The organism is bacterium, from assembly GCA_016124905.1.
GTDB lineage: Bacteria > Pseudomonadota > Alphaproteobacteria > Rickettsiales > RI-342 > RI-342.
Genome location: WGMV01000008.1, coordinates 190,940 through 211,847, shown reverse-complemented (window position 1 = coordinate 211,847; position 20,908 = coordinate 190,940). Strand labels below are relative to the sequence as shown.

At 57.3% G+C, this 20,908-nt stretch carries 23 protein-coding genes and 1 pseudogene; 11 read left to right on the top strand and 13 right to left on the bottom strand.

All coding sequences use genetic code 11. The annotated features are described in order from the left end of the window. Positions 1-129, top strand: a pseudogene (locus GC177_03145) (hypothetical protein). Between the two features lie 186 nt (positions 130-315). On the opposite strand, the gene GC177_03140 reads toward GC177_03145, so the two are convergent. Genes GC177_03140 through GC177_03130 form a run of 3 tightly spaced genes read right to left on the bottom strand, consistent with a single transcriptional unit; the run spans position 316 to position 1,687 of the window. After that, positions 316-963, bottom strand: a complete 648-nt coding sequence (locus GC177_03140; protein MBI1274952.1) for a 50S ribosomal protein L9 — start codon at positions 961-963, stop codon at positions 316-318. Between the two features lie 26 nt (positions 964-989). Further along, complete coding sequence (rpsR, locus tag GC177_03135; GenBank protein MBI1274951.1) at positions 990-1,250, bottom strand: 30S ribosomal protein S18; 261 nt, start codon at positions 1,248-1,250, stop codon at positions 990-992. Positions 1,251-1,261: 11 nt separating this feature from the next. Beyond that, the gene (locus tag GC177_03130; GenBank protein MBI1274950.1) at positions 1,262-1,687 is read right to left on the bottom strand and encodes a 30S ribosomal protein S6; all 426 of its coding nucleotides are present in this window, start codon (positions 1,685-1,687) and stop codon (positions 1,262-1,264) included. Positions 1,688-1,885: 198 nt separating this feature from the next. Between GC177_03130 and GC177_03125 the strand changes: the two genes are divergently transcribed. From GC177_03125 to GC177_03115, 3 genes are all read left to right on the top strand, one after another. After that, positions 1,886-3,643 (top strand): acyl-CoA dehydrogenase, encoded by a 1,758-nt coding sequence (locus tag GC177_03125; protein ID MBI1274949.1) that lies wholly within the window; start codon positions 1,886-1,888, stop codon positions 3,641-3,643. A 312-nt stretch (positions 3,644-3,955) separates the two neighbouring features. After that, the gene (gene amt / locus GC177_03120; protein MBI1274948.1) at positions 3,956-5,323 is read left to right on the top strand and encodes an ammonium transporter; all 1,368 of its coding nucleotides are present in this window, start codon (positions 3,956-3,958) and stop codon (positions 5,321-5,323) included. A gap of 60 nt (positions 5,324-5,383) precedes the next feature. Then, positions 5,384-6,478: a hypothetical protein gene (locus GC177_03115; GenBank protein ID MBI1274947.1), complete on the top strand. Its 1,095-nt coding sequence runs from the start codon at positions 5,384-5,386 to the stop codon at positions 6,476-6,478. Here GC177_03115 and GC177_03110 read toward each other — a convergent pair. Genes GC177_03110 through tsaB form a run of 5 tightly spaced genes read right to left on the bottom strand, consistent with a single transcriptional unit; the run spans position 6,471 to position 9,915 of the window. Next, positions 6,471-6,944 (bottom strand): hypothetical protein, encoded by a 474-nt coding sequence (locus GC177_03110; GenBank protein MBI1274946.1) that lies wholly within the window; start codon positions 6,942-6,944, stop codon positions 6,471-6,473. The genes GC177_03115 and GC177_03110 overlap by 8 nt on opposite strands. 11 nt (positions 6,945-6,955) lie before the next feature. Beyond that, positions 6,956-7,678 carry a hypothetical protein gene (locus GC177_03105; protein ID MBI1274945.1) on the bottom strand — a complete coding sequence of 241 codons (723 nt, stop codon included), beginning with the start codon at positions 7,676-7,678 and terminating at the stop codon, positions 6,956-6,958. Then, positions 7,675-8,610, bottom strand: coding sequence for a TSUP family transporter (locus tag GC177_03100; protein MBI1274944.1), 936 nt, complete (start codon positions 8,608-8,610; stop codon positions 7,675-7,677). The genes GC177_03105 and GC177_03100 overlap by 4 nt, the downstream gene beginning before the upstream one ends. Positions 8,611-8,632: 22 nt before the next feature. Continuing rightward, positions 8,633-9,220: a hypothetical protein gene (locus GC177_03095; GenBank protein MBI1274943.1), complete on the bottom strand. Its 588-nt coding sequence runs from the start codon at positions 9,218-9,220 to the stop codon at positions 8,633-8,635. Continuing rightward, the gene (gene tsaB / locus GC177_03090) at positions 9,217-9,915 is read right to left on the bottom strand and encodes a tRNA (adenosine(37)-N6)-threonylcarbamoyltransferase complex dimerization subunit type 1 TsaB (GenBank protein MBI1274942.1); all 699 of its coding nucleotides are present in this window, start codon (positions 9,913-9,915) and stop codon (positions 9,217-9,219) included. Before tsaB ends, GC177_03095 begins: the two co-directional genes overlap by 4 nt. 21 nt (positions 9,916-9,936) lie before the next feature. Between tsaB and GC177_03085 the strand changes: the two genes are divergently transcribed. From GC177_03085 to GC177_03075, 3 genes are all read left to right on the top strand, one after another. Next, positions 9,937-10,716 carry a hypothetical protein gene (locus tag GC177_03085; GenBank protein MBI1274941.1) on the top strand — a complete coding sequence of 260 codons (780 nt, stop codon included), beginning with the start codon at positions 9,937-9,939 and terminating at the stop codon, positions 10,714-10,716. Between the two features lie 74 nt (positions 10,717-10,790). Then, positions 10,791-11,441: a hypothetical protein gene (locus GC177_03080; GenBank protein ID MBI1274940.1), complete on the top strand. Its 651-nt coding sequence runs from the start codon at positions 10,791-10,793 to the stop codon at positions 11,439-11,441. A gap of 31 nt (positions 11,442-11,472) precedes the next feature. Further along, positions 11,473-12,288 carry a hypothetical protein gene (locus GC177_03075; GenBank protein MBI1274939.1) on the top strand — a complete coding sequence of 272 codons (816 nt, stop codon included), beginning with the start codon at positions 11,473-11,475 and terminating at the stop codon, positions 12,286-12,288. On the opposite strand, the gene GC177_03070 is transcribed toward GC177_03075, so the two are convergent. Continuing rightward, positions 12,282-13,724, bottom strand: a complete 1,443-nt coding sequence (locus GC177_03070) for a hypothetical protein (GenBank protein MBI1274938.1) — start codon at positions 13,722-13,724, stop codon at positions 12,282-12,284. The two genes, GC177_03075 and GC177_03070, sit on opposite strands and share 7 nt — an antisense overlap. A 142-nt stretch (positions 13,725-13,866) precedes the next feature. Between GC177_03070 and GC177_03065 the strand changes: the two genes are divergently transcribed. Then, on the top strand, positions 13,867-15,180 hold the full coding sequence (locus GC177_03065; protein ID MBI1274937.1) for a citrate synthase: 1,314 nt from the start codon (positions 13,867-13,869) through the stop codon (positions 15,178-15,180). A gap of 64 nt (positions 15,181-15,244) precedes the next feature. Here GC177_03065 and GC177_03060 read toward each other — a convergent pair whose 3' ends face one another. The 3 genes from GC177_03060 to GC177_03050 all read right to left on the bottom strand — a co-directional run bounded on the left by GC177_03060 (position 15,245) and on the right by GC177_03050 (position 16,675). Next, positions 15,245-15,802 (bottom strand): alkyl hydroperoxide reductase, encoded by a 558-nt coding sequence (locus GC177_03060; protein ID MBI1274936.1) that lies wholly within the window; start codon positions 15,800-15,802, stop codon positions 15,245-15,247. Positions 15,803-15,884: 82 nt separating this feature from the next. After that, positions 15,885-16,484, bottom strand: a complete 600-nt coding sequence (locus GC177_03055) for a redoxin domain-containing protein (GenBank protein MBI1274935.1) — start codon at positions 16,482-16,484, stop codon at positions 15,885-15,887. A gap of 2 nt (positions 16,485-16,486) precedes the next feature. Beyond that, positions 16,487-16,675, bottom strand: a complete 189-nt coding sequence (locus tag GC177_03050) for a hypothetical protein (GenBank protein ID MBI1274934.1) — start codon at positions 16,673-16,675, stop codon at positions 16,487-16,489. A gap of 120 nt (positions 16,676-16,795) precedes the next feature. On the opposite strand from GC177_03050, the gene GC177_03045 reads away from it, so the two are divergent. The 3 genes from GC177_03045 (at position 16,796) to GC177_03035 (ending at position 19,763) form a co-directional block, all read left to right on the top strand. Next, positions 16,796-17,668, top strand: coding sequence for a LysR family transcriptional regulator (locus tag GC177_03045; GenBank protein MBI1274933.1), 873 nt, complete (start codon positions 16,796-16,798; stop codon positions 17,666-17,668). A 93-nt stretch (positions 17,669-17,761) separates the two neighbouring features. Further along, entirely contained in the window at positions 17,762-19,081 is a 1,320-nt protein-coding gene (locus tag GC177_03040; GenBank protein ID MBI1274932.1) for a hypothetical protein, read from the top strand. Positions 19,082-19,142: 61 nt separating this feature from the next. After that, entirely contained in the window at positions 19,143-19,763 is a 621-nt protein-coding gene (locus GC177_03035; protein MBI1274931.1) for a ribonuclease D, read from the top strand. Here GC177_03035 and GC177_03030 read toward each other — a convergent pair whose 3' ends face one another. Next, positions 19,764-20,849 (bottom strand): hypothetical protein, encoded by a 1,086-nt coding sequence (locus tag GC177_03030; GenBank protein MBI1274930.1) that lies wholly within the window; start codon positions 20,847-20,849, stop codon positions 19,764-19,766. Positions 20,850-20,908: the final 59 nt, after the last annotated feature.

The following is a 20,908-nucleotide window of genomic DNA, read 5'->3' as shown; positions in this document are numbered from 1 at the left end:
CCCTCGGGCGGCTACCTCGTCATCAACCCGACGGAAGCGCTGGTTTCAGTCGACGTCAACTCCGGCCGCGCCACGCGTGAGCGCAACGTGGAAAGCACGGCGCTCCGCACCAACATCGAGGCCGCGCGAAGCGGATCTGGTCGTCGGAGATGATACCGGGGTAATGCGCCCACCAGCATGTTTCGGCGATGTGGCGGATGGCGGGGATATCGGCGGCGGTGGCGGGGCGCAGGGTGATGTCGCTCATGTGGGTCTCCACAATAAAAAAGCCGGTGGCGAAACCACCGGCTTTTTCGTCAATGGTTTCAGCCGGAATTAGGCGGCTTCTTCCTGGTCGCCTTCGGCGGCGGGAGCGGCTTCGCCTGTTTCACCGGCTTCGGCAGCGGCTTTGGCTGCTTTGGCGGCGCGGCGGGCATCGGCAGCGGCTTTGCGCTCAACGCGGTCGGCTTCGTCCTCTTCCAGCTTGGTGCCGCGCTTCACGGAAATCACTTTGCCGTCCAGTGCGTCCTTGCCTTCAGACTCGGTACGGGCAACGGCGACTTTCACCGTAACGGCCACTTCCGGGTGGAGCATAACTTTAACCGGGTATACGCCGATGTCTTTAATCGCCTGGACCATGGTCACCATCTGGTGAGTGACGGCCTTGTTCTTCTCGGCAATCGCATTGGCGATGTCGCGAGCGCTGACGGAACCGAACAGGCGGCCCTCTTCACCCGACTGACGGATGATGATGACGCTGGTGTTATCCAGGGTGGAAGCCTGTTTCTGGGCTTCGGTGCGCTTTTCTTCGTTCTGCTTGGCGATTTCAGCCTTGCGGGTTTCGAACACGGCGACATTGTCTTTGGTGGCGCGCAGGGCTTTGCCTTTGGGCAGCAGGAAGTTGCGGGCGTAGCCGTCCTTCACCGTGACTTTATCACCCAGGGCGCCCAGTCGGCCAACACGTTCCAGCAGGATCACTTCCATGACACAATTCCTAATTAAACAATAACTTAGTTGCTAGCGAACGGCAGCAGGGCCAGCATGCGGGCCTGCTTGATGGCCTGGGCCAGTGCACGCTGCTTTTTGGCAGAAACAGCCGTGATGCGGCTCGGCATGATTTTGCCGCGCTCGGAGATGAAACGGCCAAGCAGCTTCACGTCCTTATAATCCAGAACCGGAGCGTTCGGGCCGGAAAGCGGGCAGGTTTTCTTGCGGCGGAAAAAGACGCGACGAGCGGTGCCACCAGCGTTTGATTTGCGATCTTCAGCCATGGGTTATCTCCTTATTCGCTGACTTCTTCGGTGGATTCACGGCGTGGTCCACGGGACGGACGGCCAGCATAGGGGCCGCGTGCATCCGGACGGCCAGGACGGCCGGTATCGGAAGAACCGGGGTTCATGATCGGGGTCGGCTCAGCGCTGACTTTCTCAACGCGAATGGTCATGTAGCGCACCACGTCTTCGTTCAGACGCAGGCGGCGCTCCAGCTCGTTCACAGCAGCGGCGGGCGCTTCGTAGCCGAGGTAGGTGTAATGACCCTTGCGGTTTTTCTTGATGCGGTAAGCCATGCTGCGCAGACCCCAGTATTCCCGCTTGATCAGCTTGCCGCCCTGCTCCGACATGATGGAGACCATGCTGTCAGCCAGCTGCTCCACGTCGTTGGGCGCCATTTCCTGGCGGGTAATAAAAGTGCTCTCATACAGTGGCATAGCCAAAATCCTAAGCGATTGAATTTTCAATGCACCACGGGCCGCCAACCGGGGGTCCGGGTGCTTAAGGGAATGTGAACATACGCATTTTCAAATGAAGTGCAAGCGGAATTAGTAATTTTTACGGGGTTCTTGACCTGTATTAACCGTTCCTTGGCGCGAAGCGGCTAGTATGGGGCTTATTATAAGGAGATTTTCATGCCGCATTACCACGCCCCGCTGGCCGATTTCCATTATTTATATACGCATGTGCTGGGGCTGGACTGCTGGAACGAGGTACCGGGGCTGGAAAGCGTGAAGGAACTGGCAGGGCCAGTGCTGGACGAGGCCGCAAAACTGTGCGAGCAGGTGCTTTACCCCCTGCACCAGAGCGCCGACCGCGAGGGGCTGAAGCTGGTGGATGGGGCCGTTATTACTCCCAAGGGCTTCAAGGAAGCCTACAAGGCTTATATTGTGGGCGGGTGGCCTTCATTGGCCTGCGATCCTGATTACGGCGGCCAGGGGTTGCCGGAAACACTCAATATGGCGGTGGTGGAAATGATCTGCTCGGCCAACCTCGCCTTCGGCCTCACCCCGGGCTTGACGCACGCGGCCTATAACGCGCTGATCGCGCATGGGAGCGATGAATTGAAGCAGGCCTACCTGCCCAAGATGGTGGATGGCACCTGGTCGGGCGTGATGTGCCTGACCGAGCCGCAGGCGGGGACGGACCTCGGGTTGATCCGCACCAAGGCGGAACCGGACGGCGACCAGTATAAGATAAGTGGAACGAAAATCTTTATTTCGTCGGGCGAGCAGGACCTGACCGACAATATTATTCATCTGGTGCTGGCGCGGCTGCCGGGCGCGCCGGAAGGCATCAAGGGCATCAGCCTGTTCCTGGTGCCGAAGATCCTGCCGGATGGAACGCGCAATGCCGTCCATTGCCGCGGGCTGGAGCATAAGATGGGCCTGCATGCCTCCCCCACCTGCGTGATGGAGTATGAAAATGCCGTCGGCTACCTCATCGGCACGCCGCACAAAGGTGTGCGGCAGATGTTCACCATGATGAATGCAGCGCGGCTTTATGTGGGCGTTCAAGGCCTCGGCGTTGCTGAACTGGCCACGCAAAATGCACTGACCTACGCCAGGGAGCGCGTGCAGGGCGCCACATTGGGCAAGGATTCGCATCAGGCGACCATCATTGAGCACCCCGATGTGCGGCGGATGCTGCTGACCATGAAGAGCATGACGGAAGGCATGCGGGCGCTCTGCCTGGAATCGGCATTGCATCTGGATATCTCCCACCGCCATCCGCTGCCGGAAGTGAGGCAGGCCGCCGATGAGTGGATTCAGCTGATGACGCCCGTGATCAAGGCGCTGTTCACCGATATGGGGCATGAGCTGGCGAATGTGGGCATGCAGGTGTTCGGCGGTTATGGTTACATTGCCGAATATGGCATGGAACAGATGGCGCGCGATGTTCGCATCACGCAGATTTATGAAGGCACCAACGGCGTGCAGGCGCTTGACCTGGTCGGGCGTAAACTCAGCGCGGAGAACGGGCGCTACCTGAGGCGCGTGTTCCACCCGATGACGCATTTCATTGAAGAGAATCTGGCGCATCCGAAGCTGGGCAGGCTCATCAAGCAATTAAGCAAGCATGTGAGCTATACGCAGCAAGCAACTCTTTGGCTGGCACAAAATGGACTTGGTAACCCGAACGCGGCGGCATGTGGCGCGACGGAATATAACCGCATGATGGGGTTGACCTATGTGGGGTATCTGTGGGCACGCATGGCGGTGGCCTCGGTCAATGCCATGATCGGCGGGGATGAAGACCCCATCCATGCGCAGAAGATCGCCACGGCGGAATTCTACATGGCCAAGACGCTGCCGCAGGTGGCGGGGTTGATTGGCTCCATCGTGGCGGGGGATCGCAGCGTAATGGGCAAGGACGTGGATGCGTTGGCTTAAGGCTTTGTGTCATCCTCGGGGCCGCGTAGCGGCAACCGGGGATCCACGACGGCTCAGTAAGAAATGAGAGGATGAAAGATGGATCCCCGGTTCGCACTGCGCGCGCCCGAGGATGACGGGTCGCTAAGCCCGCCATGGCTCGTTTCCTGATAGATTCACGATGGATCCCCCGGTTCGCACTGCGCGCGCCCGGGGATGACAGGTCGCTAAGCGCGGGACGCGCTAAGCGACCTGTCACTTTCCACGTGACATTGGTGTTTGAGATGCCTTAGATAATTTCCCGTGCTGCATTGCAACATCGGGAGATACTACATGCGCCTTTGGGTTAGCCTGCTTTCACTGTTCGCCGCTTCCCTTTTCGCATGGCCCGCCATGGCCGCCGATGGGCTGGATAAGGCCGATACGGCCTGGATGATGATTTCTTCCATCCTTGTATTGATGATGATCGTGCCCGGGCTGGCGCTGTTTTACGGCGGGCTGGTGAAGCGCGACAACGTGCTGGCCACCCTGATGCAGACCTTCGCGGTGTGCTGCATCGTCAGCGTGTTATGGCCGGTGTTCGGCTATTCGCTGGCATTTACGGAGGGCAACAGCTTCATTGGCTCCGCGGGTAAAATATTGCTGCAAGGCGTAACGCCTGCCAGCCTCACGGGCACCATCCCCGAGACTGTGTTCATCTTCTTCCAGCTGACCTTTGCCGCCATTACCTGCGCGCTGCTGATCGGCGCGGTGGCGGACCGCATCAAATTCTCGGCCGTGTGCCTGTTCACCCCGCTCTGGCTGCTGTTTGTCTATGTGCCGATTGCGCATTGGGTGTGGGGGCCGGGCGGCTTCATCGGCGGCGCGGGCCTGAGCGATTTCGCCGGGGTGCTGGGTTTTGGCTCCGCACTGGACTTCGCGGGCGGCACGGTGGTGCATATCAATTCCGGCATCGCGGGGCTGGTGGCCGCGCTGGTGCTGGGCAAACGCCTGCATGACCAGGAGGATTCCACCTCCAATAACCTGGTGTTCAGCCTCACTGGCGCGGCACTGCTGTGGGTGGGCTGGTTCGGCTTCAACGCGGGTTCGGCCCTGACCGCCGGTACCAGCGCGGGCATGGCGATGCTGGTGACCAACAGCGCTGCGGGCATGGCGGCAGTTGCCTGGTGCGGCATGGAATGGTTCAAACGCGGCAAACCGAGCGTGGACGGGGCGATCGCCGGGGTGGTTTCCGGCTTGGTGGCGATCACGCCGGCTTCGGGTTTTGTGGGCTTTGGCGCCTCGCTCATCATCGGCGCGCTTTCCGGCGTGGGCTGCTATGCGGGCGTGCACTGGCTGAAGAAAAAACTCAGTTTCGACGACTCGCTGGATGTGTTCGGCATTCATGGCGTGGGCGGCATTATCGGCGCCCTGCTGACCGGGGTGTTCGCCAGCGAGGCCATTGGCGGCAAAGCCGGATGGATCGAGGGGAACTGGCATCAGTTCGCGGCACAATCCCTGAGCGTGGTGATCGTGGCTGTTTATTCCGCCGCCTTTACCTGGATCATCCTGAAACTGGTGGATCAGCTGGTGGGGCTTCGCGTGGAAGCGGAAGTGGAGCGCGACGGGCTCGACCTCAACCTGCATGGCAACGCCCTGCCCGATATTGTGGCGATTGCCGCCGCACCGCCCAAGCGGACCCGCAAGCCATCCTCAAAGTAATCCGTATCTGTCACGCATACGTAACTTTCTTTTCCTATTTAATCGGTCAGGAAGGGAAACATGACCGAAGTTACGCTTACAGACAGCCAGGACGGCAAGGCCTGCCCCGTTCTTGCTTATCCGCATAATGGCGCGGATCACCTGCCGCCGGCGCTGCATCTGGTTATCGGTCATCTGGAGGATGTTTTTCCCCGGTTTGATATGTATGCGCGGTTGTCCTGCCGCTATGTGGCCGGCAGGGATGAATCCGGCTGCCGTTATTATGGCATCCAGCATCCCGACCCTGACTATTTGGAGCATCTGAACTTATACCTGCGGCGCTATTGCGGGTTGCCCTCTTTCCTGAAGGAAATAGACGGCGTGCCGACGGTCACCATGGATGTGGACCGGGCCTATGATACGGCCAATAACGGCTATGGAATATGGGTCTCCCCGCATTTACCGGGAGCCGCACGTGTTCTGCCCGCCCTGAAATGGATACAAAATGAAACGCTTATCAAAGCGCATCATGATTTCTTCCATTATGCCAATATCTTTGCTCCAAACACCACCAGCCTGAATGTAGACCCCCAGGTGGAGCTGATCGGCATGCTGCAGAAAGATGGCAGCTCCAAAACGGTTATCGCCATTGATTTTGTCGGCGCGCGCGCAATGGTCGAGGAGATGCTGACCACCGGCGCCCCGCCCGAGGGTTATGACATTGAGGTTATGTCCACCGAGGACGTCTATCCGGATGTATCCGCCGATGAAATCCTCATGCAAATGGCCGAAAGCGCGCTGAGATTCATCGAGAACTGGGAAGGCGACGACATCCCGGAAGAGATGGCGGACTATATCGACGGGTTTGAGCAACTGCGGGACAAGAACTGGAAAACCTTCATCATCAAGCAGCCGGATTTTGGGTTGATGGAGATGTTCCGGTCACGCGTGGCCAAGGTGTTGGGGGTTTCCCCCCGGGATATCCCGATTGAGTTCAACCCGACCATGCGTTTCGCAGGGCCCTGTATGATCCATATTGATTACGACCGTTTTGCTGAACACGCGGTCGAACTGGCGAAAGTGGCCAAGGAATGCGCGCAAAGTTACCAGATATTCCAGAAGGTCGCGCTGGAATTCACCCGTGAACCGGGAGAAGGCAAGGCAAAACTCAGCTGAGCTGCTCGATCTGCTGATCGGTGAGCGTGCCGGGGATGATGAGCAGCGGGACGAAGAGTTTATCCCCCAGCGCTTTGGCGAGCGAGCCGATTTTCACGTCGCGCTTTTGCGGATTGGTGCTGGTGCCGAGCATGATCATGTTAAGGTCGGCATCTTCCTGCGCGGTCTGGATGATCTGCTCCTCCACATTGCCTTCCTTGATGAGTACCGTGGCGGGACGGCCGGTGATTTCCTTCACGTATTTCGCCGCCTCGTCCATGAAGGTTTTTGCCTCCGCGCGACGTTCCTCGCGCAGTTTTTCCACCACAGAAAGCATGCCCTGAAATTCCGCCGGTTCCACCACATGCAGCAGCGTGATGCGCGAACCGCGCTTTTGCGCACGCTGGCAGGCGAATTTCAGCATCACACGGGAATGGTCGCTGGGCGATATGCAGACGAGGTATTTGATCGGGTTCACTTTGGGCATGGGTGCACCTCCTATGTGCGCTTCAGCATGGTGGCGGCCAGCCAGCCGATGATGACCGCAATCATCACCGATACGATGCCGTAGATTAAGGGAAACTGGTGCGCGGTATCGAATACAAAAGCATCGAACCCGCGCTTTTTCACTTCAATGGGGGTGGATTGCATGGCCACCAGGCGGCCGTCGTTGATGAGATAGACCTCGGCGGTGTATTCGCCGCGGGCGATGGTTTCGGGAAACTGGATGATGGTTTTGAACAGGGTTTCACCCATGAAGCTGATACGACCGGCAACCGGCGTATAAAGCCCCTTGTGCTGCCGTTCATTCAGCAGCGCCTGCCAGAAATGCTCTTCGGCCGGTTTGCTGTGGCGAATAGCCAGCGCATGCGTGCCGATGCCCAGACGCGCCAGCAGATCCTGCCCCTGGATGCTGTTTAAAGGCTGGGTGGAAGCAAGGGCATAGAAGCTTGGTACATTGTCGAATTCTGTGCTGCGGCGGTTGACGAACATACCGCTGACGCGTTCTTTTTTGCGGATGATGGCATCCATCAACGGGCCGCGCACTACCACCACCACATCGCCCGCGCCCTGGCGTGCGCCGAACAGCAGGATGCTGGTGCCGGTAAAGGCGGAATCAATGGCAATCGCATGCAGGGAGGCATCCGCCACGAGCGGCTTCGCCTGTGCCGCCAACGGCATGATGAGCAGGATGCACAGCATGAGCAGCCGACGCATCATGGCGCTGCGTCCTGCTTCAAGGTTTCCTCCAGCACGTAACGCTGCGGCGGCTCAATGAAAAGGCCGAAGGCCAGCTTGAGCGCAACGCCCAGCACGATAGCGGCCAGCAGCGCCCTCACCTGCTCCGGCTGGAAGCGCATGGCCCAGCGCGTGCCATATTGCGCGCCGACGACCGAGCCCATCAGCAGCAGCACGGCCAGCACCACATCCACCGTCTGGGTGTTCACCGCATGCAAAATGGTGACATGGATGGTGGTGAAGATGATCTGAAAGAGCGAGGTGCCGATGACCATGGTGGCGGGCATGCCGAGCAGGTAAATCATGGCGGGCACCATGATGAAACCGCCGCCCACGCCCATGAGCGATACCATCAGCCCCACCAGGAGGCCGACGCCGATGGGCAGCAGCAGGCTGATGGAGATGTTGGAGCGCGGAAAAAACACCTGCCAGGGCAGTTTTTCACGCCAGTGCGTCGGCAGGGTTTTGATAGGCGGCGGCGGCTTGCCATCGCGCTTGGCCTTGATGTGCAGCCAGCTTTCCCAGCCCATCATGCCACCGATGCCGCCCAGGAAGAATACATAACACAGCGAGATGAGCAGATCGATCTGCCCCAGGCTTTTCAGCACCGCGAACAGCCATACGCCAAGCGAGGAACCGATGGTGCTGCCGAACAGCAGCACAAACCCCATCTTCACATCCACATGGCCACGCCGCGCCTGCGCAACAAATCCCGACATGGAGGCAGCGATCATCTGATTGGCGGAGGTGGACACCGCCACGCTGGGCGGAATGCCGATGAAGATGAGAAAAGGCGTGATGAGAAAGCCGCCCCCTACCCCGAACATACCGGCAAAAACGCCCGTGATGCCGCCGAGCAGCAGCATCTCGAACACGTTGACGGGCATTTCGGCAATGGGAAGGTAAAGCTGCATGGTAGGGCGCCCTTCCCGCAGCCTAGTCTTTCACACGCTCATGAAAGAACTTGTAGGTCAGCGCGCGGGTCTGCTGGTCCAGGTCGTCCACCAGGTCGTCGGCCATGGTGTTGAACAGTTCCTCGCGGTAACCGACGCCGGCGACGGATTCGATGCGGCCTTCACGCGTGGCGGTGGCTTCAGTCTCCGCCACAGGCATGGCGTCTTCGCCGTTATAGAGCTTCATTTCCACCATGGCGGTGGCGAGGTATTTATCCATGCGTTTGCCGGGGAAGAGGCCGAAAAAGCGCGGCTTGTCCTCGTAATGGCTTTCCTGCAGGCTGGCTTCGCGGATGATGATCTTCAGCACGCCTTCCTCACCGGTGGCGACAAAGCTGCTTTTGGCCCAGTCGGCAATGCTGTCGGCAAGGGGGACGGGAAACTGGGGATCCACATAGGGCGGCTCGTTGCGGAGCTTGTATTCGTTCACCACCTCCACCTTGCCCACATTCATGAGCGTGACATCTTCCAGCTCATCGGGGACGTTGGGAGTTTTTTTAGGCGCTGCCTGCACCGCGGAGGAAAGCAGGATGACCGTCAGCATCAGAACAAGGGCGGTTATCTGCTTCATGCCTTATCGTTTCCATGTAAAAAAGGGGTTGGCAGTTTGGCGTCCGGCTCCCGAATATACAAAGGACGCGGCGGTTGTAAACCATCCTGCCATCTGATGCCGCCATCGCGGACGAGAAAGGCCCAGACGGCCGATGCATCCGGCCCCGTGCCCGTTTGGACGGCCTGCGGGGCGGCAAGCCCGTGCTTTATCAAGGACGCAACGCCGCTGCCCGCCAGCCTGGCCTGGCCGAATCGCCGGGCCAGTACGGCATGGGCTTCGATGCCGGGTTCGGCGGTGGGATTGCCGTTTTCGTCGAAAGGCTGCCAGTAGCACTGGCCGCGCAAGGCTTCCTGAATCACGACCAGCGGGCCGGGATGCAATGACTGCACGGCATGGGCCGTGCGCTGCAGGCCGGTGACGCCATGCACGGGGATGGAGAGCGCCAGCCCCAGAGCGCGCGCCACGGCCAGCCCAACGCGGATGCCCGTGAAGCTGCCCGGGCCGATATTGGCCACGACCTGGCCGAGATCGGCGTATGTTTTGCCTGCATCCTTCAGCAGCCGCTCCAGCATGATCACCAGTTGCTCGGACTGGCGGGCGGTGTCCTCCAGGCTCACGGCGCCATGAGGGCGAGCGGCATCGCCCAGCGCGAGCGAGGTGCCGCCCTCGGCGGTATCGATGATGAGGGTAAGGGGCATAGGGCGGGGTTCCATGCTGCCCTGTAGCGGATTTTCATGGTGCTGGCAAAATTTCTACGGCCTGCTATAGGACGCAGCATGTTCTCTCGTCTGTTCAAGCCCAAGGCGCCTGTTTTCGACATTCCGCTGGAAGCCAATGTCGCCCTTGGGCTGCGCCGCATATCCTGTGCCACGGTGCCGCGCAGCGGGCACCACATGCTTCAGCAATTGCTGAAGCAGTATTACGGCGAGCGGCACCATTACTGCCAGTTTTACGACGGCCCCCTGAAACGACCCGATTGCTGCGGGAATTACCCCTGCACCAACATGGATGTGAATTACCAGAAGAACCACGACCTTGCGCTCAAAAGCCCGCAGCCCGACAATGCCTGGTATATCGTGCAGTACCGGCACCCGCTGAAGGCGGCCGTTTCGGGCTATGAGCTCGGCATGGAGCACGAACCCGCCATGAAGGCGCGCGACAGCGTGCTTTACTGGCAGAAATTCGCCAAAAAGGAGCTGCGCTATTTCCAGCAGTTCATGAAGCGATGGGTGTATGACGCGCCGGAACATAACCGGCTGCTGGTGGAATATGACCGCTTCACCGCCGACCCGGCAAAAGGGCTGGAACGCGTGGTGCGCTTCATCGAACCGGGCGTTGAACCCGCACCCGGGCATATTCAAGCCGCGATCGGCCATAAGGGCGTGAAAGCCAACCGCAGCATTGAAAAATTCGTCTATTACGACCGTGCCTTTTTTCATGAATTAGAACAAATGGTCGAAAAAGACTTGATACGCCTTGGCATTCCGTTTTTAATGCCGCTTTCAATAGATTGAACTGAGATTATCTCAGGTTACAAAAATCCACTTCATGGCCTCATGCTGCCTAGAATAAGGATAAGGAGTACGATTTGGACGCACTTTCTATTGCACAAGCGGCACGCGCGGCGCATGCATCCACCAATAAAAAACGGATAAAACTATATGAACACCCATCTCCCGTCATGCAGCGGCCTGTTGTGTTTACAGGGATGAAAGCATGCAGCAAGTGGATTATACAGCAAATTTTACAAGATTATTTTGAAGAAAATTACCGAACGCAGGATCACCTGGATAAGGATTGCGCCGAGGTGGTTTTATACCGTCATCCGCTTATTTCCGCCGCGCACCGGTATTGGCACAAGTATGAAAAAAACAAGTCCTTTAAAAAAGCGGACAGTCCGGAACAATGGGAAGAATTCTGGCAAAATCACTTATCTGAATTCAAACATCTTTTTAAAACCCGTTTAAAGCCAGGCAAGAAATCCACTATTTTTCTTCTGGAAACGGATGCCTACATTCAGGCTCCTTTTAAAACCCTGTGCTCATTGATCGCATTTATAAGCCCCGCGCATAAACCGGATATTTATAAAATAGCTCAATTGCTTGGTAAGCACCCGTACCCGAAAGATAAAAGCATCCTTTCGTTTTCGCACTATAATCTCCAATGTTTTACACAGATGGAAAAAACCGTGCTCGAAGAACTTAAATGGCTGGATATAAAGCCATTTTTCATTCATTGATTTTTTATCCTACCTTACCAAAGGCGGAGCCATGTTATACCTTATTGCCGCAGGCCATAGACGAATGGGCACCATCCTCAACCGGTACTGCAAACCATCGGAGAATATAAAAGTTCCCGTGGATGATGGGCGCCTCATTTTTAAAGCGCGGGGCCTTAACCGTGTTGCTTCGGCTTCCGTGCCGCGAACCGGGCATCACATGCTTCAGCAAATGCTGGAAGAGTATTTCGGCGAACGGCACAGCTATTGCCAATATTATGACGGGCCGCAAAAACGAGCCGATTGCTGCAATCAATTTCCCTGTGTCCATCCGGATGTGAATTTTCAGAAAAACCATGATCTGGATCGCAAAGGTACCTCCACCACCCAATACCATTATCTTGTACAATACCGGCACCCGCTGAAGGCAACCGTATCTTCTTTTTTAGAAGGCCTCAGCTACCAGCCGCATATGCGCAACAACTATGAATACTGGCGCCATTTCGCCCGGGGGGAATTTAATTTTTACAAGTCCTTCGTAAAACGCTGGATGAAAGCCTATGCGCTTCCGCATGCGCTGTACGTGGAATATGATGATTTCATGCAGCGGCCCATTAAAGTCTTCAGCCAGATTGTTTCCTTTTTTGAGCCCGATGCAGAACCCGATCTGGAGAAAATATCCAAGATCATTGCTAAGAAAAATATCATCTCGACCAAAAGCTTTTTCGACTTTCATTATTTTGATCTGGATTATTTCGTTCAGCTTGAACGCTACGTCTCCCAGGAATTGCGTGAACTAAAGATCCCGTTTCAATTGATTGATGAAGATGATTACAGCAGCTCCATGCTGGAGACGGGCATTTACTGACCTTGCGCGGGCAGCCAGATGATGACGAACTCATCTGCATAGGCGCGCGTCCATATTTTCCATGCATCCATTGCTCCCGCCAACGGATGATTGGACGCCAGTATGATGGCCGTTGGATGATGGGCCATCACGCGCCCCTGCCAGCCGGGAGACTGCGCCATGAAAGCGAGGTAATCGCGTATGACGGAGGGTGGGTAGGCGGTTTCGGCACGGCCGTCGATGGTGTTTTTGAAATGGCCGTCGCCCCACCAGATAAGGCTGCCGCCCAGGTTGTAGTCGTTCCATATGTGCAGAGGTTTGACATGCTGACCCAGCCAGGCCAGACCGGGTTTGGGGCCGTCTGGCAGCGTTATGCGCACGGTGAGGGTCAGGCCCGCCCATACCATGAGCAGCGGCAGCAATAAGGCGATGGCAAGGGCGGGCTTCATCCTCGCCATATCGGCGCCGTATTCCGTATTTTTTTGCCGCCAGACATTCCATGCGCCCAGGCGGGCGTCCAGCGCGGAAGACACGGGTATGGCGGTGAGCACCGCCATGACGGGGATGTGACGGATGGAGCCGATGGCCAGCGCGCCCGCCCCCAGAATGAGGAACGTATCAAACCAACGACCGGCGCGCATGTGCCGCCAGGCAGCCCAGCCCGCCAGCAGCAGCCATAATGACGGGATGATTTCTTTAGCGGGTTGGATGGCGCGCCACTCGGCCACATGCCTGACCATCTCCCCCCCCAGCGTGCGCAGGATGGCCGCGGGAAGCAACTGGTGCAGCGGGTGCACCAGCAAGGCCAGGATAAAAGCGGCGAACAGGGTCAGGGCAAGCCGCAGCGCCTCCTCTTCCCGCTTTTGCCACAGCAGCCACAGGCACCAGCCCATTGTCAGCAGAAAGCCCAGCAGCACGCCGCCATGAATATTGGCCCAAAGCGCCAGCAACCCCGCCAGCAGCACCGTATGGCGTTTGGTCAGCACGGGAAGATGAAAGAGGGCCGTGAGGCATGCCAGCGCAAACAGGGTGAATGTCTGCGGGCGCGGCGAGACACCATGCGTCATCATGATGCCCGCGGCAAAGGCCGCCAGGCTGGCGGCCAGCACGCCCTGTCCGTTTCGTAACGCCGTGCGACAGAGGATAAAAGGCACGCAGGCGGCCAACAGCGCGGCCAGCAACAGTCCGCGCCAGCCGGTGGCCTGCTGCATGCCATAGAGAAACGCATCCCACCACCAGCTGATGTTGAGCCATGGGTAATCGCCCGCCGTGTAGCTGAATGGATCAACCCGCGTGGCGCCATGTTCCCAAAACCAGCGCCCAGCGCCCAGGTGCCAGAGGATGTCCGGATCCGCCAGGGTGGCAGGAAGCCTGGAGGCATAAACCAGGGCAAAGGCAGCCGCCCACAGCAGGGGCAGGAATAAGGATGGGGCTGCTTGAAAAACCAAGGATTTCACAAGGTTTTTCTGACTTAACGATTGCTTCACGCTTGCCCCTTACAAGAAACGGGAAAGATAAATACTATCGCTCTTTTATCGCAATCGTGATGGTTTGCCCATGCGTATGCGAGGGGGCGCAAAGTTTCAACAGGAGCCAACCATGACCACCCGCAAGGCAAAACTGATTCTCGACAAAGGCCCGATGAAGGAGATCGACCTGCCGATCTACGAAGCCGTGGAAGGGCCGGATGTGATCGACATCAGCACGCTGTACAAGGATACCGGTTATTTTACCTACGATCCCGGCTTCCTTTCCACGGCCTCGTGTGAATCCGGCATTACCTATATTGATGGCGACAAGGGTATTCTGCGCTATCGCGGTTATGACATTCACGACCTGGCCGAAGGCTGCGAATTTACCGATGTAGTGCATCTGCTGCTTTACGGCGAACTGCCGGGCGCCGAGGAAAAACGCGTGTTCGACCGCAAACTGACGCTGCATACGATGGTGCATGAGCAACTGCAATTCCTGTATCGCGGCTTTCCGCGCCGCAGCCATCCGATGGCGATTCTGGTGGGCGCGGTGGCTTCGCTTTCCGCCTTCTATCACGACAGCCTTGACCTGCACGACCCGCACCAGCGCGAGCTGGCGGCGCACCGCATTGTGGCCAAAATCCCCACCCTTGCAGCGATGGCTTACAAATATTCCATCGGTCAGCCGTTCGTCTATCCGCGTAACGAGCTTTCGATGGCGGCCAATTTCCTTCACATGATGTTCGCCACGCCGTGCGAACCCTATGAACCGAACCCCGTGCTGGTGAAAGCCATTGACAAACTCTTCATCCTGCATGCCGACCATGAACAGAACGCGTCGACCTCCACGGTAAGGCTGGCGGGTTCCTCGGGCGCCAATCCATATGCATGTATTGGCGCGGGCATTGCTTCTCTCTGGGGCCCGCTGCATGGCGGCGCCAACGAGGCGGTAATCCATATGCTGCAGGAAATCGGCACGCCGGATCGCATCCCCGAATTCATCAAAAAGGCGAAAGACAAGGATGATCCCTTCCGCCTGATGGGCTTTGGCCACCGCGTGTATAAAAACTTCGACCCGCGCGCCACGGTGCTGCGCGCCACCTGCCATGATGTGCTCAACGAGCTGGGCAACCATGACGAGCCGCTGCTGAAAATCGCCATGCAGCTGGAAAAAATCGCGCTGGAGGACCCCTATTTCGTGGAGCGCAAGCTTTACCCGAACGTGGATTTCTACAGCGGCATCATCTACCGCGCCATCGGCATCCCCGAGGCGATGTTTACCGTGATGTTCGCCGTGGCCCGCGCCGCCGGCTGGATTTCCCAGTGGAAAGAAATGGTGGACGATCCCAAAGGCAAAATCGGCCGTCCGCGCCAGCTTTATACCGGCTCCGCACCGCGCAAATTTCAGCCGATTCAGCAGCGGAAGAAGAAGGCGGCTTAAATTTCACATTTTATGCACATGCCAAAGGGCGGCCATATTGGCCGCCCTTTTCGTTGCTAAGACATCAGGCAACGGCGGAGAGTGCAGCGTTGCCAGTGCCCATCACCAAAGCCTGTGCAACAGCAGCAATCACCGCGCCGATGCGAATGCTGGATTGCACCCCCTGTTTGCTGACGCCGCCCTTGATGACTTCATTGACATGCGCATCCATGCACATGCCGCAGCCGTTGATGGCGGAGACGGCGAGGCTCATGAGCTCGAAGCTCACTTTCTCGATGCCCGGGTTGCCGATGACGTTCATGCGGAGGTTGGCGGGCATGCGGCCGTATTCCTTGTCGCTCACCAGATGTACGAAGCGGTAATAAACGTTGTTCATGCCCATGATGGTGGCGGCGGCGCGGGCGGCGTTCACTTCCTCCGCTGACAGGATGGTGGCGGTTTCGGCCTCGAACGCGGCGATGACGGCCGGATGTTTGGTGGCATAGGCGGAAGCAAGCGCGATGCCGAATATCTGGTTTTTGCTGAGGCCCGGTGCGCCGTCTTCTTCCAGCACCTTGCCGAGGTTGAGTTTGATGTCTTTTGCGTAATCGCCGAGCTGGTCGCGCAGTTGTTGGATGGTCATGGATCGTTCTCCTAAGCTGCCCCTCACCCCTACCCTCTCCCTGCAAGCGGGGAGAGAGAGAATCAGGAGCCTGTGTTATTGATTAGGCGGCTTTTTTGCCGGATTTGGGGGTGTCGCCGGTGGCTTCGTGCAAGTCGATGGTTTGCTCGCCTTTGCTCCAGTTGCAGGGGCAGAGTTCATCCGTCTGCAGGGCATCGAGTACGCGGAGCACTTCCTTGGGGTTGCGGCCCACATTGAGGTCGGTCACCATGGAGAAGCGTACGATGCCATCCGGATCCACGATGAAGGTGGCGCGCTGGGCGACGCCTTCGTTCTTATCCAGAATGCCGAGGTTCTGCGAAAGCTCGCGCTTGATATCGGCCAGCATGGGGAATGGCAGGTCGCGCAATTCCGGCTGGTGCTTGCGCCATGCCCAATGGGTGAACTCGCTGTCCGTACTGGCGGCGAGCACCTGGGTGTCGCGGTCTTTAAACTCATTGTTGAGATCACCGAAGGCGGCAATTTCCGTCGGACAGACAAAGGTGAAATCCTTCGGGTAGAAGAAAACCACCAGCCATTTGCCCTTGTAGGATTTCTCGTTCACATCGACAAAGACGTTGTCGATGGTGATGTCGTCGAATTTCTTGCCGTCCACGGCTTTGAGGTTGAAGGCCGGGAATTGTTCACCAACTGAAATGGTCATGATTAGCTCCGTTTGGTTTTGGGTTGTTTCGTTTCGCCGATGCCTTCCTCTTTGAGGTAGGCACGGCAGGCACATTCAACGTCGTATTCTGCCGCCTCGTCTTGTGTTTTGGCCTCTTCATGCGCATCCTTGTGGGAATGCTCCTGAAGGGTGAGAATGCAGAAGAGATCGTATGCATCGAGATTCCGCATGATCGCCTCCCCTTTTGCTGTTGCCGTTGAACCTATGATTTGACTTTAATCCATAGCTTATATGAATGTACAATCGATTGTTTCTATGTTAATGATAGATATTGTGAATGGTGAGGCGATATGAACCTGCGTGACATGGAATATGTGGTGACGGTGGCGGATTTGAAGAATTTCAGCCAGGCGGCCGAGCTTTGCCATGTGAGCCAGCCGACGCTCAGCAACCAGATCAAGAAAATGGAGGAATTCCTTGGAGTGCAGCTGTTTGAGCGCAGCAACCGGCGCGTGATGCTGACGGAAATCGGCGAGCAGATCGTCCAGCATGCGCGGCGGGTGCTGAGGGAGGTGGAGAATATCCACGAGATTGCCGAACATGCGCATGATCCGCTTTCGGGCACCTTCCGGCTGGGGGCGTTCCCGACGCTTTCGACCTATCTTTTTCCTACCATCGCGCCCGGTGTGAAAGAAACGCTGCCCAAGCTGAAGCTGGTGCTGGTGGAGGATAAAACCGCGCAACTGATTGAGCTTTTGCTGCGCGGCCAGCTGGATGCAGCGCTGCTCGCCTTGCCCGTGTATGACGACCAGCTGGTGAGCCAGAAGCTGTTTGACGATCCGTTCTACCTGGCGGCGCCCAAAGGGCACCCCTTGGCCAAACAGAAGAAAATCACCCAGGCCGCGCTGAACGGGGAGAAGCTGCTGCTGCTGGACGAAGGCCATTGCCTGCGCGACCAGGCGCTGGATGTGTGCCAGGCCATCGGCCTGGGGGAAGACCAGGATTTTCGGGCCACGGGGCTGGAGACGCTGCGCCAGATGGTGAAGGCGGGCATGGGCATCACCCTGATGCCCGGCATCGCGCGGAGGCAGGATGATGAGGGAATCGCCTATATTCCCTTCGCCACCCCCGCCCCCAGCCGCACCATCGGGCTGGTGTGGCGCAAAACCAGCGCGCGAATGAAGGTGATGGAAAAGCTGATCGGCATGATGAAACATCCCTAAACCCATGCATTGCCACGGGAATATCACCGATCTGCCACATAAGCTTCATGTGTGGATTATATGAATGGCCCGCACATATAAAAGCAGGCCATTATGCTATCAGCACCCGATCGTATCCAGGACATCACCCCAGGCTGGGTATTGGATAAGGCCAATGGCATTGTCTATGCCAGTTATCCCAATACCGCCCAGCATACGCCTTATGACGACCTGGTTCAGATCACGGCATGGCTGAGGGCGCATCATCCGGATTACCGGTCGGTTCCCGTTGAAACACGCACGCTGCTTTCGGAATGGGGGCGTCATTATGATCTGGAAGTTCCTTCCGCCATCACCCTTACGGAACATCCCCGCTATGGCGGAAAATCCTCTGATCCGGTTATCACCATACCCTGGCACTTGTTTGAAGCCGCCCTCAGCGGCCAGCCCGCATTAGAGGCCGCGGTGGCCAGCAGCATGTCATTGACCCCTGCCCCAGGACCGGACGCCGACTGGCAGGTTCGCGCCATCTGCGAACTTGGCATCATTGTGGCGGATGAGCCCGCCGTGCTGCAGATGATCTATGACCATGCGGCACCTGAATATGCCATGCCGAGGGAAGTCTACAACCCTCCTCATGAAGATGCGCTGTTTCGCATGGTATATGGCAGCGGCTATTATAAGAGCAGCAGCGATGAGGGCGCACTGAAACCGCGTGAACGCGGCTTTCAGTGCAACTTCGTGGGCCATTCCTCGTTGCATGGCTCCATCCTTGCCGACAAGGGCATGGGTGTTCCCGGCTTTAATCATAAAGCATCGCATCTGGCGAATACCACGAAAGCAGGGATGTGCATGGCGCTGCTGCGCAAGCATATTCCGGATATTGAAACGCTCTGGGCCGGGCACTGGTCGAATCACGGCCAGCTTGAGAGTCTGCATCTCAATTTTTCCGCCGAGCCGTTTCTTGCCCTATTCGGGCAGGACATGATTGCCTATCTGCGTTCCCTTGATACCGGGCTGATGGAAGGCAACGTTGCGGAAGCATTCGAGGCCCTGAAACAATATGATCACCTCCAGATCGATAACGAGGCCGAGGCGCATGCCCTTTATGGGCGCTGGGCGCAGATGGAAATGCAGTTGCGCCATGTGTGGGAATGGTTCGATTTTGACTCATTATGGCAAGCAGGCCGGGGGGATTGGAACATCATCGACGAGGCTGCCAATGATTATGAGTACAGCCGTTCACTGCCGGAACATGAACGTGTGAGCGAACTTCCCACACGATGGCATGAGCGCCATGATAGTCTGCCGGATCACATCCTGGCTGCGGCCAATACCCCGCGCATCCAGCTTGCCGATGTTCTCACCGCATTGCTTGCGCATCAGGGCGGAGGAGCCCTACCCGGCCCAGGCGTGCCACAGCTGATGGCCTGAGGCTTGACCGCACCCTGGCAGCATTGTAACCCATTCAGGTAACATTGCTGCAAAGGGATTTATGAGCGCTGCATTCACCCTTCATCATCAGGACCTGCCTACCGGGCTGAATCTCAAGGGCGACCTGGCCGTGGATACCGAAACCACAGGACTTTCGCTGATGCGCGACCGGCTGTGCCTGGTGCAGATTTCGGATGAGACGGGGGCGATTCATCTGGTGAAATTCGACGGGCGTGATTACAGCGCACCGAATTTGCGCACGCTGCTGACGGATGCCAAACGCACCAAGATATTCCATTTCGCACGGTTTGACGTGGGCATGTTCTGGCGCTGGATGGAAATTGAAACGCAGCCGGTGTTCTGCACCAAAATCGCCTCCAAGCTGGTGCGCACCTATACGGACCGGCACGGGCTGAAGGATGTGTGCAACGAGCTGCTCGGCGTGGAGCTTTCCAAGCAGCAGCAATCGAGCGACTGGGCGGCTGAGAATTTAAGCGACGCGCAACTGGCCTATGCCGCCAGCGATGTGCTGCACCTGCACAAGCTGCGCGACGAACTCACGCGCCGTTTGAAACGGGAAAACCGGCTGGAACTGGCTGAGAAATGTTTCGGCTTCCTCCCCTCCCGCGCCAAGCTGGACTGCCTGGGCTGGGAAGAGACGGATATTTTCGCGCATAGCTGATTATTCGGCGGCCCTGGATTGCTGTGCCACGCGGTCAAATGCCTCGTGAATGATGCTGGCAATGGCTTTACTGCCATATCCCACAATATTGGCTTCGGGCATGTTAAGCACCCATCTCTTCAGCTGGGCATCATCATCCAGGAGCTCGTTCACCTCTTGCAGCGCTGTTTTATTATGATCCAGCCCTTCTATCGCCGCGAGATCGGCTACGATTCTTTCCGCCGTACTAAGCGGCATTTGCAGGTTCTGGGCTTTAGCATCCAATGCCAACCGTAAATCCGTTGCCAAGTCTGCTGTAACAATCTTGGTCGTTACTTCGGATTCTTCATCCACGTGCTCAAGTACCGGAAGAGCCGCGTCAACATTCGGCGTTTCATCTGCCAGGGTCAGATCGCTTTCGGCCACCATAACTGCAGTTTCGCTGAGTGTGGCTTCCAGCTGGGCCCCCACTTGCGCAGGTGTAGCGGGCGCCTCTTCCAAGGGCTCACCTTTTACGAAATATTGAATTGTGGGCGAGTTCAGAAATGCATTTAACTGGGCCGTAATCAGCCCTAACCCACGCAGTTCAATCGTCGGGTTATCGTGGCTCAAGAGATCCTCAACGGCACCGGTCCTGCCTACCAGCGCATCGGCACTCTGAATCAGCTGATAGAGCCGAAAATTAGCATTATGATTAAGGCGATTCGCCCATCCAGTTACACGGCCATGCTCAGTCACATCCTGGGGGATGTCCTGGAATATGCCAATCCCCAGGTAAACATCCAGCGCAATTTCTACCAAGGTATATGCCTGCGTTAACGCGAGGGTACTCAAAATAACGCGTTTGGCGTTGGGCGAAAGCTTGGCCTCCAGGGCGTTTGCTGCGCCAATCAAATCGTCCGCTTTGTCTTTGGTATTGGTGAGACGCTGGGCATCGGCGGCCAACTCGATAGCCAAACCCATGATTTCTTTAAAAATATCGTATTTTCCTTCATCGTGGGACGACATTGCCCCATATGTGGCAATCTTGTTGTAGATGTCGTGGGTGGCATTCAGGCCCGCCAGATCATCCTTCAGGACATTTTCCAGTATTTGTGCAACCGACATGTAACTATACCGCTTATAAGCTGAATCAATGATGTCGCTTATAGCGCCGCATCATGACA